Below are 16,014 nucleotides of genomic sequence, written 5' to 3'. Positions count from 1 at the left end.
AGATGCTGTCTGTCACCCAGCATCCCGGCACCGCCGGCCTGTCGCGGGCCCTCATCATGCCTCCAGGTACCGATCCCTGGAGGGGGAGGTTGCCGCCGCTCTCCCGAACACCCGGTGCGCATCCGGTTCCCGCAAGAGCGATGGGCAGATGATAAGGGAGGGCGGAAAGGGGTGGATAAAAAACAGCCGGAAAGGTCCAAAAAAGTTGACCGGCCTTTGTTTTTGCTACGGAATTTTTATGGGGGGCGAGGAATCTCATCCACGCCGTCGTTTGACTGGACGACTCGGCCCGGCAGCAATGAGCGCGAGCAGGCAATTTTCAAGGTTGGATGTCTGGAGCCTGCCCATCCGATCGTCTTTTATCCTGAAGGAGTGAAGGAGAGGCCGATGCAGGTAACGGACGACGAGCTTGTGAATTTCGAGGCGAACGGAGCGCCGCTGCTTCCCCCCTCGAGGACAGAGGGCTTTGTCGAGAACGACGGCGCGCGTATCTGGCATGCCGTCCATGGCTCCGGCCCCGCCGTCATCCTGCTGCATGGCGGGCTCGGCAATGCGGGCAATTGGGGCTACCAGGTCCCAGCACTTGTCCAGGCGGGCCGAACAGTCGTCCTCATCGATAGCCGCGGACACGGCCGCAGCATGCGCGACGCCCGGCCCTTCAGCTATGAGCGGATGGCGGGGGACGTGCTGGCAGTGATGGACCACCTCGGGATCGAAACCGCGGCGCTTGTCGGCTGGAGCGACGGCGCCTGCACCGCGCTCATCCTCGCCGACAAGCATCCGGAGCGCGTCTCCGGCGTCTTCTTCTTTGCCTGCAACATGGACCCGAGCGGCACCCACGAGTTCAAGCCGACGCCGGTGATCGACCGATGCTTCCGCCGCCACAGGAAGGACTATGAGGCGCTGTCCGCCACGCCGACGGAATTCGATACATTCGTGGCCGACGTTTCGCGGATGATGCAGACCGAGCCGAACTACAGCGCCGCGCAACTGAGCGGCATAAAGGTGCCGGTGACGGTCGTCCTCGGCGAGGACGACGAGTTCATCCGGATGGAGCATGCCGAATACCTGGCGCGCAGCATTCCCGATGCCGAACTGATCGTTCTTCCCGGCGTCAGCCATTTCGCGCCGCTGCAGCGGCCGGAGCTTTTCAACGGCGCGGTGCTCGGTTTTTTGGATCGGATCGCGTAAAGCCTCAGTTCCGCATGCTCATCGTCCGCCGCGCCTTCTCGTCGGGCTGGCCGCGCGAAAGGACATTCCGCAGGGGCCGTTGGGGGACGCGCAGGCGGTGGCGCCTTAATCGACGCGCTACCGCCCGGCCCGGGCGCCCTCGATGGCGAGGGCGAGAAGCGACTGCCGGCTGACGGACTGGGCCACAGCCGGATGCTGGCGCGATTTCAGGATCGCGCCCTGCAGGCGCTCTGCCGCCGCCTGCAGCATGGCCTGGTTCCAGCGCTGCACGGCCTGCTCCACCATGGAGCGCCGCGCGAAGAAGACGGGCGGGCGCGCCGAGGCCACGGCCGCGGCGGCCGTCTTGCCCCCCGCCTCCACCTGCTCGCGCATCAGCTGCAGGGCCTGTACGTGGCGGAGCGCTGCGGAGAGCATCAGGAAAGGCGGGTTCCCCGCGGAAACATGGCGGGAGAAAAGTGAATCGAACTCGGCAATGCGGCCGCACATGACCGCGTCCACCGCCTCGTCCACGCCCGTTCCGGACACATCGCCCACCAGAGCGCGCACATCCTCGGGCCGCACCTCGCCGGCTCCCGCGCAGTAGAGCGCCAGCTTCTCCAATTCGCCGCGCGTCGCCAGCCGGTCGCCGCCAAGATTGGCCTTCAGGAGCTGCCGCGCCGGCAGCGAAATGACGAGCCCGGCTTTCGAGAGCACATCGTCGATGACCGCGTCGATGCTGCGCGCATCGTCGCTGTAGCAGGGCAGCGCCATGGCCTTTTCGCCGCGCTCGACGGCGGTTCGCAGCGCCGCGTTCTTCTTGAGATCGCCCGCCTCGACCAGCACGAGGCAGTCGGCCGGCGGCTCGTCGACAAGCGCGGCCACATCGGCGGCGATCGCGCTCTGGCTCCCGACGCCGCGGACCCAGACCAGGCGGCGGTCGGCGAACATGGGCACGGTGCGCGCCTCATCGAGAAGCCGTCCCGGCTGGTCGGCTTCCGCCGCATCGACCTTCACGACCGAAAAGGGATCGTCCAGCGGCAGTCCGCTTTTCTGGGCAAAGATGCGCGCGCGCTCGGAAACGAGCCCACGGTCCGGCCCGTAGAGCAGCACGACCGAAATATTGCGGTCCGGCCGGGCAAGCCACCCGTCGACTTCATAGGCTTTCTTCTGTGCCATGGCGAAAAACTATGCGCTGGGCGAGCGGAAGTGAAGGCGGCACCGGCTCCCGGTCACTGCCGCTCTCCGGCCAAAGCCCAGTCCGTGATCAGCCGGTGCGCGATGCTGCCCTCGGGCGGCACGGACGGCGCCTGGCCGCCGGGGCTGCTGAGCAGCGCCCGAACCTCCGCGCGGGAGAACCAGCGGCAATCCTCCAGCTCGGTGCCGTCGAAGCTGATTTCCCGCGACAGCGCCTCGCCATAGCAGCCGATCATCAGCGAATGCGGAAAAGGCCAGGGCTGGCTGGCATGGTAGCGCACGCGGCCGAGCCTGATGCCGGACTCCTCAAGGGTCTCGCGGCGCACTGCACCCTCGATGGTCTCTCCCGGCTCGAGAAAGCCGGCGAGGCACGAGAACATGCCGGGCCGGAAATGGGGGCTGCGGCCGAGAAGGCAGCAATCAGCCTCCTCGTCCACCGCGAGCATGATGACGACGGGATCCGTGCGCGGAAAAAACTCCTTGTCGCAGGTGTCGCAATAGCGGCGATAGCCGCCGGCCCTGGCTTGCGTCGGGGCGCCGCAGAGGCCGCAATGGCGGGTGGCCTGGTTCCAGGCAAGCAGGCTTGCGCCCTGCGCCATCTCGCCGAGCTGCGCCGGGGAAAGGAGATGCTGCTGGTAGACCGAGCGGTAGTCGAGCGCCTTGATTGGCGCGGGCAATTCCTCCGCCTTTGCCTGCAGCGGGATCATCAGGCGCGGCTCGCCGCCTTGCGTGAAGCCGAGGAGGATCGCGCCGACAAGATCGGGACGGAGCGGCTCGATCTCTCCGAGGGTAAAGAGGGCATCGGCCGATTCCCCGAATTTTATCAGCAGCCGGTTCTCCGACACGGCGTAGACGAGCGCGCGCGCATCGCCCAGCGCCTCCTCCAGACACCCTTCCGGCCTTTGCTCGGAGCGTCTGTCGAGTGTGTTTCCCGCAAAGGCCGTGAGCCGGCTCGCCTCCTCGGCCAGGGTCTCGAACAAGGATTTCATGCCCGCCCGCTCTCGTATTGCCATGCGCCGGGTCTATCCGCATCCTTTCGGGGATGCCAGCCGGAAATGAGCGGGCGGGCGGCGGATCAGGCGTTGATGCCGCCGTCCACGGCGAAGGAGGCGCCGGTGACGAAGCGGCCGCCCTCGCCGGCAAGGAACGCGACCATGGCGGCCACATCCTCCGGCCTGCCATACTGGCCGAGCGGGATCTGCTTCCGCTCCTCTTCAGCGTTGGGGCCGTCCGCCGGGTTCATGTCGGTATCCGTGGGGCCGGGGTCCACGACGTTCACAGTAATCCCGCGCCCGCCGACGTCGCGCGCCAGACCCTTGGTGAAGCCGATCAGCGTCGATTTGCTCATGGAATAGAGAGTGACGCCGGCGGCCGGGACACGCTGAGCGAAGCAGGAGCCGATGGAGACGATGCGCCCGCCCTCGCGCATATGCTTCAACGCCGCCTGCGAGGCGACGAAGACCGAGCGCACGTGGATGGCAAGGATCCGGTCGATATCCTCCACCGTCACTTCCTCCGGCGGGCCGTAGAGGAAGATGCCCGCATTGTTGACCAGTATGTCCAAGCGGCCGAAGGCATCCGCGGCCCGGTCGACCGCCCGCGCGGTCGCGCGGGCATCGGCGCTGTCCGCCTCGATCGCCAGGCCGCGGCGGCCGAGGCTCTCGATCTCCTCCACCACGGCGCGCGCCTTGTCGGCGCCCTTCACGAAGGTGATCGCCACGTCGGCGCCTTCGCTCGCCAGCCGCCGGGCGATGGCCGCTCCGATGCCCCGGCTGCCGCCCGTGACCAGCGCTGCCTTGCCAGTCAGTCCCTGCATGTCCATCTCTCCTTTGTGTACCTTTCGGTACATATTAGCTAGATGCGTTGCAGGCGGCCGTCAAGAAGATTATTTACGGTTTGGTACAGAAAGGAAATTGCCATGGGAGAACGGGGAAGGCCGCGCTCCTTCGATCGCGACGAGGCTCTTCGCAAGGCGATGGAGCTGTTCTGGTCGCGCGGCTATGAGGGCACTTCGGTCGGCGACCTGACAGAGGCGCTGGGGATCAACAAGCCGAGCCTTTACGCCGCCTTCGGCTGTAAGGAAGCGCTTTTCCGCGAGGCGATCGAGCTTTATGGCGCCGTCGAGGGGGCGCCGATCGACGAGGCGATGCGCGAGGCGTCGACGGCGCGCGCGGCGGTGGAGGCGGCGCTGCGCATCAACGCCACCGCCTATTGCCGGCCGGACCGGCCGACGGGCTGCATGGTCGTTCTCTCCGCGATCACCGGTGCGCCGGAGAACGAGACGGTCCGCGCCTATGTGGCGCAGAACCGGCAGGAGGGGCGGGAAAGAATGCGCCAGCGCATCGAGCGCGGCAAGCAGGAAGGCGATGTGCCGAAAGAGGCGGATGCCGCGGCGGTGGCGGGCTTCTACACGGCGGTCCTGCATGGGCTGTCGGTGGAGGCGCGCGACGGTGCCCGCCCCGAAGCGCTCGCGGCGGCCGTCGATTGCGCCACGGCGGCGTGGGATGCGGTCTGCGCCGTCCGTCCCGTGGCCGGTGATGGGCGATAGGGCAGTCCGCTGCCGCCCAGCGCGGGCCGGTCAGCCTGCGATGCGCGCCGTCCAGGCGCTGACAGTCGCGGCTACCGTCCTCAGGTGATCCGCGGCGCTGAAGCCGGAGACGCTCTTGCGGGGTTTGAGGTCGTGGTCGCCGTCCTCCAGCCAGACAATCTCGATGCTGGGCGAGAGCGCATAGGCCCTCACCTCGTCGGGCGTGCCGAACTCGTCCCGGGTGCCCTGGCAGATCAGGGTCGGCGTCTTCAGTCCGGCGAGGTGCCCGGTGCGCAGCTGCGTGGGCTTGCCGGGAGGATGGAAGGGGTAGCCGAGGCAGAGCAGGCCGGCGATGCGGCCGCTCGCATGGAGCTCGTCCGCCACCATGGAGGCGACGCGCCCGCCCATCGACTTGCCGCCGATGATCAGGGGAGCGCGCGCGGCGAGCTCCTCGACGGCGGCGCGATATTCGGGGATCAGGGTCTCCGCGCGCGGCGGGGGCTTGCGCTGACCCGTCCGCCTGGCAGCCATATAGGAGAACTCGAAGCGGGCGACGCGCAGGCCGGCTTCCGCCAGCGCCCTCGCGACCGCGGTCATGGCGGCGGAGTCCATCGGAGCGCCGGCGCCATGGGCGAGGAGAAGCGTGACGCCGGCATCCTCCGGCCCGTCGAAGATGAAGTTCTGCGCCATCAGGTTTCTCCTATTCAACTTCAGGAGGAGGGTGACGCAAAACCATCGGCTGCAAAAGAAAAAAGCCTGCGCCTCTAGTGCTCGGCGATGACCGGCGCTTTCACCTTCCGCTCGCGGAAGAAGATGAACAGGCCCGCCGCGACGATGATCGCGCCGCCTACCAGGATGGCGGGCCGCGGAACATCGCCGAAGAACGCCCAGCCGAACACCACCGCCCAAAGCAGCATCGTGTATTGGAAGGGCGCGACGGTCGCCGCGTCGGCGAGCTTCATGGAGCGGTTCATGCCCATATGGGCGAGCATCGCCACCACGCCGAGCATGCCGAGAAGGAGGAAATCGCCGCCGCTCGGCGTCGCCCAGCCGAATGGAGCGGTGGCAAGGCCGACGAAAGCCGCGCCCAGCGTCTGCCAGAAGACCAGCGTCAGGTCGGGGGTGGCGCGCAATGCGCGCGAGGAGAGCAGCAGGAAGGCGAAGGCGAAGCTCCCCAGGATCGAGATGATGGCCGGCGGCGTGAGCGTGGCCGCCGACGGATCGAGCGCGATGACGACTCCGACAAAGCCCAAGAAGATGGCAGTCCAGCGACGCCAGCCGACCTTCTCGCCGAGGAGAAGCGGCGAGAGCGCCGCCACATAGATCGGCGCGGCGAGCCAATAGGTCATCACATCGGCGAGCGGCAGATAGCCGACGGCGAAATAAAAGCCGTAGACCTCTGCCGCCGAGAGAAGCACGCGCAGGGTCTGCATGCCCGGCCGCTCGATCTTGAGAAGCGGCCGCAGGCCCGCTCGCCACAGGAGCGGCGCCAGAATGAGCAGCGCCGCCGCGCTGCGGATGAGCAGGACCTGGCCGACGGAATAGGTGGCGACCAGATACTTGCCCATCGCATCGTTGAGCGAGAAGAGCAGCATCGATATCAGCATCAGGAGGATGCCGAGGCGGATCGCCCGGTGGTCCTCGGCGGCCGGCGCGGCGGCGGGCTGAGCTGTCATCGTTTTCCCTTCGATTCGGAGGCGCGCAATGGCCGGCCCCACCGTTCCAGCCCCATCGGCAAGCTCGCCAGCACGGCTCTACACCAGAGCCGCTGATGGTGAGAAGGGCGCTGCCGGCCGCTTTCCTTGGGCCAGACGGCGAGGCCGAATGGGTCAGGTCACCGCCGCGAGAGCGCCTCCACCGTGGGCAAGCGCCGGCAAAGGGTGGAATCCGGCTTTACAACGGTATGTGATCGTCGCCATGCTTCCCGGCGGAACGTGAGGGGTCCGTTGCTACAGATGGATGAGCGCAGAGGGTCGGAGACGGCCGGCACGCCCCCCGTCGTCGTCATGGGGGTGGCCGGCTGCGGCAAAACGGCGGTCGGCTCCGCGCTGGCGCAGGCGCTCGGCACGGCCTTTGTGGAAGGGGACGCATTACACCCGCCGGAAAACGTCGCGCTGATGGCAAGCGGTCAGCCGCTGACCGACGCCGATCGCGCGGGCTGGCTGGAGGCTGTGGGTGAGGAGCTTGCCGCAAAGTCGCGGGCCGGCCTTGGGGCGGTGGCGGCCTGTTCCGCGCTGAAGCGCCGCTACCGCGACCAGCTGCGGCGGGCGAACCCCGCGGCCATATTCCTCCATCTCGTGATCGATGCGGAGACGGCGCGCCGGCGCGTCAAGCTCCGCAAGGGGCATTTCATGCCGGAAAGCCTGGTGGAGAGCCAGTTCGCCGCGCTGGAGCCGCCCGGACCGGACGAGGCGGCGCTCGCGCTCGATGGACTGCTCCCGGTGGATGAACTCGTTGCCCGGGCCATCGCCTTTCTGCGCAAGGGGGAGCAAGGCTGAACGGCGCACCACGTGATCTGGAGGGACAATCATGTCGGACGACATCTATGAAATCCTCGATGAACGCTTCGCCAAGCTGGTCAATGGCAGCGCCCGGCTGGAGCGGCTTTATTCCGGCTGCTCCTGGGCCGAGGGTCCCGCCTGGCTCGCCGCCAGCCGCTATGTCGTCTGGTCGGATATCCCGAACGACCGGATGCTGCGTTTCGACGAGACCGACGGCCATGTCGGCGTGTTCCGCCATCCGGCCGGCAATTCCAACGGCAATACGGTCGACCGACAGGGCCGGCTCGTCACCTGCGAGCACGGCAACCGCCGCGTCAGCCGCACCGAGCATGATGGCAGGATCATCACCATCGCCGACCGCTGGCAGGGCAAGCGGCTCAATTCGCCGAACGACGTGGTGGTGAAGTCGGACGGCTCAATCTGGTTCACCGACCCCAGCTATGGCATCGACTCCGACTACGAGGGCAACAAGGCCGAGAGCGAAATCGACGCCTGCCATGTCTATCGCGTCGATCCGGCCTCCGGCGCGGTGGAAGCGGTGATCACGGACATGGTGAGGCCGAACGGCCTCGCCTTCTCGCCCGACGAAAGGAAGCTTTACGTGGTCGATACAGGCCGCACCCACGGCCGGGAGAACCCCGCCCATATGCGCGTGTTCGATGTAAGCGAGGGCGGGAAGGTCTCCGGCGGCCGGGTCTTTGCCGATTGCACGGCGGGGCTTTTCGATGGCTTTCGCCTCGACGAGGAGGGGCGCATCTGGACCAGCGCCGGCGACGGCATCCACTGTTACGATCCCGGCGGCACGCTTCTGGGAAAAATCCGCGTGCCTGAGGTGGCGGCGAACTGCGTCTTCGGCGGGGCCAAGCGCAACGTCCTCTATATCACCGCGACCACCTCGCTCTACCGGATCCGGCTCATGGTGAACGGGCTCGCTACCTATTAGCGATGCGCTGATGGCCGGCCAAAAGGTGCGATTCGGCTCCCTCCCGCGGGAAGAGTCCGTCCGGTAAGAGCGAGCCTTCGCGGCGGCGAGCGGGCATTTCTTTCGGGATGCGAAAAAAATTCCCCGGCGATGGGTTGACTCATCTGCTGCTGTAATCGAACCTGACTGTAATCGATTGAAACCGCGCATTCGCGTGGTCATTCGAGCGCACCGGTGGAGGCCGGTGCGGCTGAGCTGGCCTGCCTCGCAGAGCTCCAGAAAGGGAGGAAGAGATGACATCGATCAAAGCATTCCTGACCGCCACCACCGTCCTGGCCGCCGCCACGGCAGTCCAGGCAGCCGATCTGGAGGTCACCCATTGGTGGACCTCCGGCGGCGAGGCGGCCGCGGTCGCCGAATTCGCCAAGGCCTTCGACGCCACCGGCAACAAATGGGTCGACGGCGCGATCGCGGGCGGCGGCAACACTGCGCGGCCGATCATGATCAGCCGCATCACCGGCGGCGACCCGATGGGCGCGACCCAGTTCAACCATGGCCGGCAGGCCGAGGAACTGGTGGAAGCGGGCCTGATGCGCGACCTTACGGATCTTGCCGAGCAAGAGGGCTGGCGCGACATCGTCAAGCCGGCGAGCCTGCTCGAAAGCTGCACGCTGGACGGCAAAATCTACTGCGTGCCGGTCAACATCCATTCCTGGGAGTGGCTCTGGCTTTCCAACAAGGCGTTCGAGGATGCGGGCGTGCCGGTGCCGCAGAACTGGGACGAGTTCGTCGCCGCCGCTCCGGCTCTGGAGAAGGCCGGCAAAGTCCCGCTCGCAGTCGGCGGTCAGCCCTGGCAGATCCATGGCGTGTTCCGCGTGCTCCTGATCTCGCTCGCCGGGGCCGACATCTATCAGAAGGTCTATGGCGAGAAGGATGCTGAGGTCGCCGCGGGCCCCGAAGTGGCGAAGATATTCAAGGCCGCCGACGATGCCCGCAAGATGGCCGCCAAGTCCAACGTGCAGGACTGGAACCAGGCGACCAATCTAGTGATCACCGACCAGGCCGGCGGCCAGATCATGGGCGATTGGGCGCAGGGTGAATTCCAGGTGGCCGGGGAAGTCGCGGGGCAGGACTACACCTGCCTTCCCGCGCTGGGGGTCGGCCAGGCGCTGGAGACCGGAGGAGATGCCTTCTATTTCCCGCTCCTGGACGATCCGGAACAGGCAAAGGCACAGGAGGACCTCGCCAGGGTGATGCTGGATCCCAAGGTGCAGGTCGCTTTCAACCTGAAGAAGGGATCGGTGCCCATTCGCGGCGATGTCGATGTCAACGCGGCCAATGACTGCATGAAGAAGGGCTTGACGCTTCTGGCCGAGGGGCAGGCAGTCCCCTCCCAGGAGCAGCTGATGTCGCAGGACTCGATCAACCAGATCAACGACCTGATGGCGGAATTCTTCAGCACTCCGTCGATGACTGCCGAGGAGGCGCAGGAGCGTTTCGCCGACATCGTCGGCAGCGCCACTTGATCGCGCGATCGTGAAAAAGGCGCCGGTCCCGGCCTGTCGGGACCGGCCCTTCCATCCCTTTGCGCCCGTCGGCCGGAGATCGTGCGATGCCGCAGCAACGCCGCCCGAACCAGCTGTTCCGCAACCTGCATGCGAAGGTCGCGGCCATTCCGATGATCCTGACCGCCACGATCGTCTTCGTGGGCGGGACGCTCTGGACGGTCCTTTATTCCTTCACCAGTTCCGGCCTGCTGCCGCGGCTGAACTTCGTCGGCCTTGCCCAGTATGAGCGCCTCTGGTCGACGCGTCGCTGGCTGGTTTCCGTCGAGAACCTTGCCATATTCGGCGTCGGCAAGATGGTTTTCGCCCTGGTCATCGGCTTTGTCCTCGCCGCGCTGCTTGACCAGAAGATCCGCTTCGAGAACACCTTCCGCACCATTCTGCTCTACCCGTTCGCCCTTTCCTTCATTGTCACCGGACTTGTATGGCAGTGGATCCTGAACCCGGATTTCGGCGTGCAGAGCGTGGTGCGGGGGCTCGGCTGGGAGAGCTTCTCCTTCGATCCGCTCTACAATCCGGACATCGTCATCTACGGCATCCTGATCGCGGCCCTGTGGCAGACGACCGGCCTCGTAATGTGCCTCATGCTCGCGGGCCTGCGCGGCATCGACGAGGATATATGGAAGGCCGCGCGGGTCGACGGCATTCCCATGTGGAAGACCTATCTCTTCATCGTCATCCCCATGATGCGCCCGGTGCTCATCACCGCGCTGGTCATCATCGCCACCGCGATCGTGAAGGTCTACGACCTCGTCGTCGCGCAGACGAGCGGCGGCCCCGGCATCGCGTCGGAGGTGCCGGCCAAATATGTCTACGACATGATGTTTTCCTCGCAGAATCTCGGCCAGGGCTTCGCCGCATCGACGATGATGCTTTTGTCGGTGCTGATCGTCGTCATTCCCTGGGCCTATCTGGAATTCGGCGGGAGGAAGCGGCATGGCTGATGTGGCCGCTCTCAACACCGCGGGCGTCGCGGCAGATGCCGTGTCGAAGGACCTCGCCGGCCCGAGGGGCGCCCGCCCGCGCCGGGCCATCTCGCGCCGCAATGTCTTCCTCTACGGCACCCTCTTTGTGATCTCGGTCTACTATCTCCTGCCGCTCTATGTGATGATCGTCACGTCGCTGAAGGGCATGCCGGAGATCCGTCTCGGCAATGTTTTTTCTCCGCCGATGGAGATCACCTTCGAGCCCTGGGTCAAGGCTTGGGCCGAGGCCTGCACGGGCTTGAATTGCGATGGGCTTTCGCGCGGCTTCTGGAACTCGGTGCAGATCACCGTTCCCTCGGTGATCCTGTCGATCGCCATCGCCTCGCTCAACGGCTACGCGCTCGCCAACTGGCGCTTCAAGGGCGCCGACGTCTTCTTCACCATCCTGATCTTCGGAGCCTTCATCCCCTATCAGGTGATGCTCTACCCGATGGTCATCATCCTGCGCGAGATCGGCCTTTACGGCAGCCTCAGCGGCCTCGTCCTCGTGCACACGATCTTTGGCATGCCTATCCTGACGCTGCTCTTCCGCAATTATTTCACCTCGCTGCCGGAGGAGCTGTTCAAGGCGGCGCGCGTCGATGGCGCGGGCTTCTGGGGCATCTATTTCAAGATCATGCTGCCGATGAGCCTGCCGATCTTCGTGGTGGCGCTGATCATCCAGATCACCGGCATCTGGAACGACTTCCTTTTCGGCGTCGTCTACACGCGGCCGGAGAGCTATCCGATGACCGTCCAGCTCAACAACATCGTCAACTCCGTCCAGGGCGTGAAGGAGTACAACGTGAACATGGCGGCTACCCTGCTTACCGGGCTCGTTCCCCTCATCGTCTATTTCGCCTCGGGAAAACTGTTCGTGCGCGGCATCGCCGCCGGTGCGGTGAAGGGCTGAGCGATGAGCGTCTCCATCAAGGAACTCACGCTCAGCTTCGGCGATGTCGAGGTCCTGAAGCGCCTCGATCTCGAGATCGAGCGGGGCGAGTTCCTCGTGCTGCTCGGCTCATCCGGATGCGGCAAGTCCACGCTTTTGAACTGTATCGCCGGGCTTCTCGACATCACCGACGGCCAGATCTTCATCAATGGCCGCAACGTCACCTGGGAGCAGCCGAAGGACCGCGGCATCGGCATGGTGTTCCAGTCCTACGCGCTCTATCCGCAGATGACGGTGGAAGGAAATCTTTCCTTCGGGCTGAAGAATGCTCGCGTGCCCAAGGACGAGATTGCGCGGCGGATCGCCCGCGCGGCCGAGATCCTGCATATGGGCCCGCTGCTCAAGCGCAAGCCCGCGCAACTTTCGGGAGGGCAGCGGCAGCGCGTGGCGATCGGCCGGGCGCTGGTGCGCGACGTCGATGTCTTCCTCTTCGACGAGCCGCTGTCCAACCTCGACGCCAAGCTGCGCGCCGAACTCCGGGTGGAGATCAAGCGTCTGCACCAGCAGCTTGAAAACACGACGATGATCTATGTCACGCATGACCAGATCGAGGCGATGACGCTCGCCGACCGCATCGCCATCATGCGCGCGGGCTCAATACAGCAGCTGGCCGAGCCGCACACGATCTACAACCGGCCGGTGAACAAATATGTGGCCGGCTTCATAGGCTCTCCCAGCATCAACCTCATCGATGGGACGATCGAAATGAATGGAGTGCCCAGTTTCGTGGCCGGCAGGACGCGGATCGGGATCGAGCGCTACGCCTTTTCCGGGAACGGACCCAAGCCTGGAGGCGCGACTTTCGGCATCCGGCCCGAACACATCTTCCTCGGCCGCGCCGCGGCCGAGGAGCCCTTTACGGCCGAGGTGGACGTGGAGGTGATCGAGCCCATGGGCGCCGACACGCTTGTCTGGTCCAAGCTCGACGGCCACGAACTGCGCTTCCGCGTCGACGGGCAGGTGCCCATCCGGACAGGAGAGCGGGTGCCGATCGGCTTCGACCCGGCCCGCGCTTCCATCTTCGACGCGGAGACGGAGATGCGGCTTTAGCGACATTGCGGGTTCTGCCCACATCCGTTCCATGCCCGGGCCTGCGACCGGGCAGACAAGTTCCGGCGGCTCTGACGGCCGCCCATTCTGGAGACGCAAGGACATGACGGATTTTTCCTACCAGCTCTATTCCTCCCGCGAATTTCCTCCGCTTGACGAGACGCTGCGTATGCTGAAGCGGCTGCGCTATGACCAGGTGGAAGGCTATGGCGGCGTCTATGGCGATCTCGACGGCCTGAAGGCGGCCCTCGCCGAGACGGGCCTTGCCATGAGTTCCGGCCATTTCAGCCTGGACACGATCGAGACGGAGCCCGAGAAAGTGCTGGAGATCGCCCGCGCCACGGGCATGCAGGCCGTCTATTGCCCCTTTCTCGTGCCGGACCAGCGTCCGTCCGACGCGGCAGGCTATGCGCGCTTCGGCGAGAGGCTGCGAAAGGCGGCCGAGCCGCTCAACGGCGCCGGCCTTACCTTTGGCTGGCACAATCACGATTTCGAGTTCCGCCCGCTGCCGGACGGCTCCATTCCCATGGCGGAGATTTTTCGCGGCGGCCCCGGACTTTCGTGGGAGGCGGATATCGCCTGGATTGTGCGCGGCGGCGCCGATCCCATCGAATGGATCGAGCGTTATGCCGACCAGCTCTCGGCGATCCACATCAAGGATATCGCGCCGGAGGGCGAGGCGGCGGACGAGGACGGGTGGGCAGACGTCGGCAGCGGCACGGTGGACTGGAAGAGGATCCTCGACACGGTCCGGCAGAAGACAAAGGCGCGCTTCTTCGTGATCGAGCACGACAAGCCGAACGATCACGAGCGCTTCGCCCGCCGCTCCATCGAAAACGCAAGCAAGCTTTGAGGAAGCAGATGGCCAGAAAACTTGGTGTGGGCGTGATCGGCTGTGGGAATATTTCCGCGGCCTATATGCGGCTGGCGCCGCTCTTCCGCGGCATCGAAATGCGCGCCTGCGCGGATGTTAATCCTGCAGCGGCCAGAGCGCGGGCCGAGGAGTTCGGCCTGCGGGAGGAGTCGGTCGACGCCTTGCTCGCCGATGACGAGGTCGACATCGTGGTCAATTTGACCATTCCGGCGGCCCACTACGAAATCTCCCGCCGGGCGATCGAGGCCGGCAAGCACGTCTATTCGGAAAAGCCCTTCGTGCTCTCGGTCGAGGAGGGGAAGGCGCTGGCGGAACTGGCCGCACGGAAGGGCGTGCGCGTCGGCTCCGCGCCCGACACTTTTCTGGGAGGCTCGCACCAGCTTGCCCGCCGCGTGATCGATTCCGGCGCGATCGGGAAGGTGGTCAGCGGCACATGCCATGTGATGAGCCATGGCATGGAGCACTGGCACCCGAACCCGGACTTCTTCTTCAAGCCGGGCGCGGGCCCCGTGCTCGATGTCGGTCCCTACTACGTGACCAATCTGATCCAGCTCGTCGGGCCGGTTAAGCGCGTCGGGGCGCTCGCCTCCATTCCCACGCGCGAGCGCATCATCCTGTCGGAGCCGCGCCGCGGCGAGAAGATTACAGTGGAGACGCCGACGACGATCCACGCCGTCATGGAGTTTGCGAGCGGAGCGGTCGTCACGCTTGGCGCCAGCTGGGATGTCTGGCACCACAAGCACGCCAATATGGAGCTCTACGGCGAAAAGGGCTCGCTCCACGTGCCGGACCCCAACTTCTTCGGCGGTGAGCTCGTCGTCACCGACGAGGTGAAGGTGGTGGACCTGCCGCAATGGGATCATCCGCTGGGCGTTCCCAACCAGGACGGCAGGGACGGGAAGGGGCTGGCGAACTACCGCGCCGCGGGTCTGGCCGACATGGCCGTGGCCATCCTCGAAGGCCGGCCGCACCGCTGCTCGCTGGAGATGTCGCTGCATGCAATCGACGTGATGACATCGATCCTGAAATCCGCCGAAAAGGGCAGCTTCGTCGATCTGACCACCACCTGCGAGCGGCCCGCCGCGCTCGATCCCGAGAGGGCCCGCGAATTGCTGGCCGAGAAGGCATTGGCATGAGCTGGGTGCCGGCCGCAAACCGCTATCATGGCATGCCGTACCGGCGCTGCGGCCGGTCCGGCCTCAAGCTGCCGGCGATCTCGCTCGGCCTCTGGCACAATTTCGGCGAGGACCGCCCGCACGAGGTGAAGCGGGCGATCTGCCGGAAAGCCGTGGACCTCGGCATCACCCATTTCGACCTCGCCAACAATTACGGCCCGCCGCCCGGCGCGGCCGAGGAGGCGTTCGGCGAAATCCTGCGCCAGGACCTTTCCGCGCATCGAGACGAACTCATCATCTCGTCGAAGGCCGGCTACAGGATGTGGCCCGGCCCCTACGGGGAATGGGGCAGCCGCAAATATCTGGTCGCAAGCTGCGACCAGAGCCTAAAGCGTATGGGCGTCGATTATGTCGACGTCTTTTATTCCCATCGCTTCGATCCCGATACGCCGCTGGAAGAGACCATGATGGCGCTCGACCACATCGTGCGCTCGGGCAGGGCGCTCTATGCCGGCATCTCCTCCTACAATTCGCAGCGCACGCGCGAAGCGGCGACGATCCTGAGGGAGCTCGGCACGCCCTGCCTCATCCACCAGCCGAGCTACTCGATGATCAACCGCTGGATCGAGGATGACGGGCTGCTCGATGCGCTGGACGAACTCGGAATAGGCTCCATCGTCTTCTCGCCGCTGGCACAGGGCATGCTGACGGACAAGTATCTCGCCGGAATTCCGGAGGACAGCCGCGCCGCCCAGGGCAAGTCGCTGAGGAAGGAGTTCCTCAACCAGAAGACGATCGGCAATATCCGCGCGCTGAACGAGGTCGCCAAGCGCCGCGGCCAGAGCCTGGCCCAAATGGCGATCGCCTGGGTGCTGCGCGGCGGCCGCGTGACCTCGGCCCTGATCGGCGCCAGCCGCCCCGAACAGGTGGAGGAGATCGTCGGCGGGCTGCGACAGCCCGATTTCAGCGACGAGGAACTGGCGGAGATCGACCGCTACGCAGGCGAGGCCGACATCAATCTCTGGGCCGCCTCCGCCGAGCGCAAAGGCCCCGCCCGCAGCTAGTCGTCGATTGCGGCCTCAAGCGCCGAGGCCGCCATCCCGATGATTTGGCCAGGAAGCATATGCGCGGGCAGATGGACCCTTCCTCATGGGAGTTTATTGCGCCGCAATATCGACA

16 protein-coding genes are annotated in these 16,014 nt (G+C 65.7%); 11 read left to right on the top strand and 5 right to left on the bottom strand.

Going from position 1 to position 16,014, the window contains the following annotated elements; all coding sequences use genetic code 11:
- Window positions 1-387 precede the first annotated feature (387 nt).
- On the top strand, window positions 388-1,191 hold the full coding sequence (locus RIN79_RS01240) for an alpha/beta hydrolase (protein ID WP_309082781.1): 804 nt from the start codon (window positions 388-390) through the stop codon (window positions 1,189-1,191).
- A 117-nt stretch (window positions 1,192-1,308) separates the two neighbouring features.
- On the opposite strand, the gene holA is transcribed toward RIN79_RS01240, so the two are convergent.
- From holA to RIN79_RS01225, 3 genes are all read right to left on the bottom strand, one after another.
- Window positions 1,309-2,346: a DNA polymerase III subunit delta gene (gene holA / locus RIN79_RS01235; protein ID WP_309082780.1), complete on the bottom strand. Its 1,038-nt coding sequence runs from the start codon at window positions 2,344-2,346 to the stop codon at window positions 1,309-1,311.
- Window positions 2,347-2,399: 53 nt separating this feature from the next.
- Window positions 2,400-3,353 (bottom strand): NAD(+) diphosphatase, encoded by a 954-nt coding sequence (nudC, locus tag RIN79_RS01230; protein WP_309082779.1) that lies wholly within the window; start codon window positions 3,351-3,353, stop codon window positions 2,400-2,402.
- Window positions 3,354-3,439: 86 nt separating this feature from the next.
- Complete coding sequence (locus RIN79_RS01225) at window positions 3,440-4,180, bottom strand: 3-oxoacyl-ACP reductase family protein (protein ID WP_309082778.1); 741 nt, start codon at window positions 4,178-4,180, stop codon at window positions 3,440-3,442.
- Between the two features lie 102 nt (window positions 4,181-4,282).
- Between RIN79_RS01225 and RIN79_RS01220 the strand changes: the two genes are divergently transcribed.
- The gene (locus tag RIN79_RS01220) at window positions 4,283-4,912 is read left to right on the top strand and encodes a TetR/AcrR family transcriptional regulator (RefSeq protein ID WP_309082776.1); all 630 of its coding nucleotides are present in this window, start codon (window positions 4,283-4,285) and stop codon (window positions 4,910-4,912) included.
- Window positions 4,913-4,942: 30 nt separating this feature from the next.
- On the opposite strand, the gene RIN79_RS01215 is transcribed toward RIN79_RS01220, so the two are convergent.
- Together RIN79_RS01215 and RIN79_RS01210 are read right to left on the bottom strand one after the other, a co-directional pair.
- The gene (locus tag RIN79_RS01215) at window positions 4,943-5,581 is read right to left on the bottom strand and encodes an alpha/beta family hydrolase (protein ID WP_309082774.1); all 639 of its coding nucleotides are present in this window, start codon (window positions 5,579-5,581) and stop codon (window positions 4,943-4,945) included.
- Window positions 5,582-5,655: 74 nt separating this feature from the next.
- The gene (locus RIN79_RS01210) at window positions 5,656-6,567 is read right to left on the bottom strand and encodes a DMT family transporter (protein WP_309082771.1); all 912 of its coding nucleotides are present in this window, start codon (window positions 6,565-6,567) and stop codon (window positions 5,656-5,658) included.
- Window positions 6,568-6,846: 279 nt separating this feature from the next.
- Here RIN79_RS01210 and RIN79_RS01205 point away from each other — a divergent pair, with 279 nt between their 5' ends.
- From RIN79_RS01205 to mgrA, 9 genes are all read left to right on the top strand, one after another.
- Complete coding sequence (locus RIN79_RS01205; protein WP_309082767.1) at window positions 6,847-7,389, top strand: gluconokinase; 543 nt, start codon at window positions 6,847-6,849, stop codon at window positions 7,387-7,389.
- A gap of 31 nt (window positions 7,390-7,420) precedes the next feature.
- Complete coding sequence (locus RIN79_RS01200) at window positions 7,421-8,335, top strand: SMP-30/gluconolactonase/LRE family protein (RefSeq protein WP_375165851.1); 915 nt, start codon at window positions 7,421-7,423, stop codon at window positions 8,333-8,335.
- 272 nt (window positions 8,336-8,607) lie between these two features.
- Window positions 8,608-9,840, top strand: a complete 1,233-nt coding sequence (locus tag RIN79_RS01195; RefSeq protein ID WP_309082765.1) for an ABC transporter substrate-binding protein — start codon at window positions 8,608-8,610, stop codon at window positions 9,838-9,840.
- Window positions 9,841-9,926: 86 nt separating this feature from the next.
- The gene (locus RIN79_RS01190; protein ID WP_309082764.1) at window positions 9,927-10,823 is read left to right on the top strand and encodes a sugar ABC transporter permease; all 897 of its coding nucleotides are present in this window, start codon (window positions 9,927-9,929) and stop codon (window positions 10,821-10,823) included.
- A complete protein-coding gene (locus RIN79_RS01185) occupies window positions 10,816-11,757 on the top strand; it encodes a carbohydrate ABC transporter permease (RefSeq protein WP_309082763.1) in 942 nt (313 codons plus the stop codon). The genes RIN79_RS01190 and RIN79_RS01185 overlap by 8 nt, the downstream gene beginning before the upstream one ends.
- 3 nt (window positions 11,758-11,760) lie before the next feature.
- Window positions 11,761-12,846, top strand: coding sequence for an ABC transporter ATP-binding protein (locus tag RIN79_RS01180; RefSeq protein ID WP_309082762.1), 1,086 nt, complete (start codon window positions 11,761-11,763; stop codon window positions 12,844-12,846).
- 103 nt (window positions 12,847-12,949) lie between these two features.
- Window positions 12,950-13,699 (top strand): sugar phosphate isomerase/epimerase, encoded by a 750-nt coding sequence (locus RIN79_RS01175; RefSeq protein WP_309082761.1) that lies wholly within the window; start codon window positions 12,950-12,952, stop codon window positions 13,697-13,699.
- An 8-nt stretch (window positions 13,700-13,707) separates the two neighbouring features.
- Entirely contained in the window at window positions 13,708-14,856 is a 1,149-nt protein-coding gene (locus tag RIN79_RS01170) for a Gfo/Idh/MocA family oxidoreductase (protein ID WP_309082760.1), read from the top strand.
- A complete protein-coding gene (gene mgrA, locus RIN79_RS01165; protein ID WP_309082759.1) occupies window positions 14,853-15,899 on the top strand; it encodes an L-glyceraldehyde 3-phosphate reductase in 1,047 nt (348 codons plus the stop codon). Before RIN79_RS01170 ends, mgrA begins: the two co-directional genes overlap by 4 nt.
- The last annotated feature ends 115 nt before the right edge of the window (window positions 15,900-16,014 follow it).

Source organism: Chelativorans sp., assembly GCF_031180965.1.
Lineage (GTDB): Bacteria > Pseudomonadota > Alphaproteobacteria > Rhizobiales > Rhizobiaceae > Chelativorans.
Note: the sequence above shows the minus strand (reverse complement) of the source record. Positions and strands in the feature narration are given on the sequence as shown.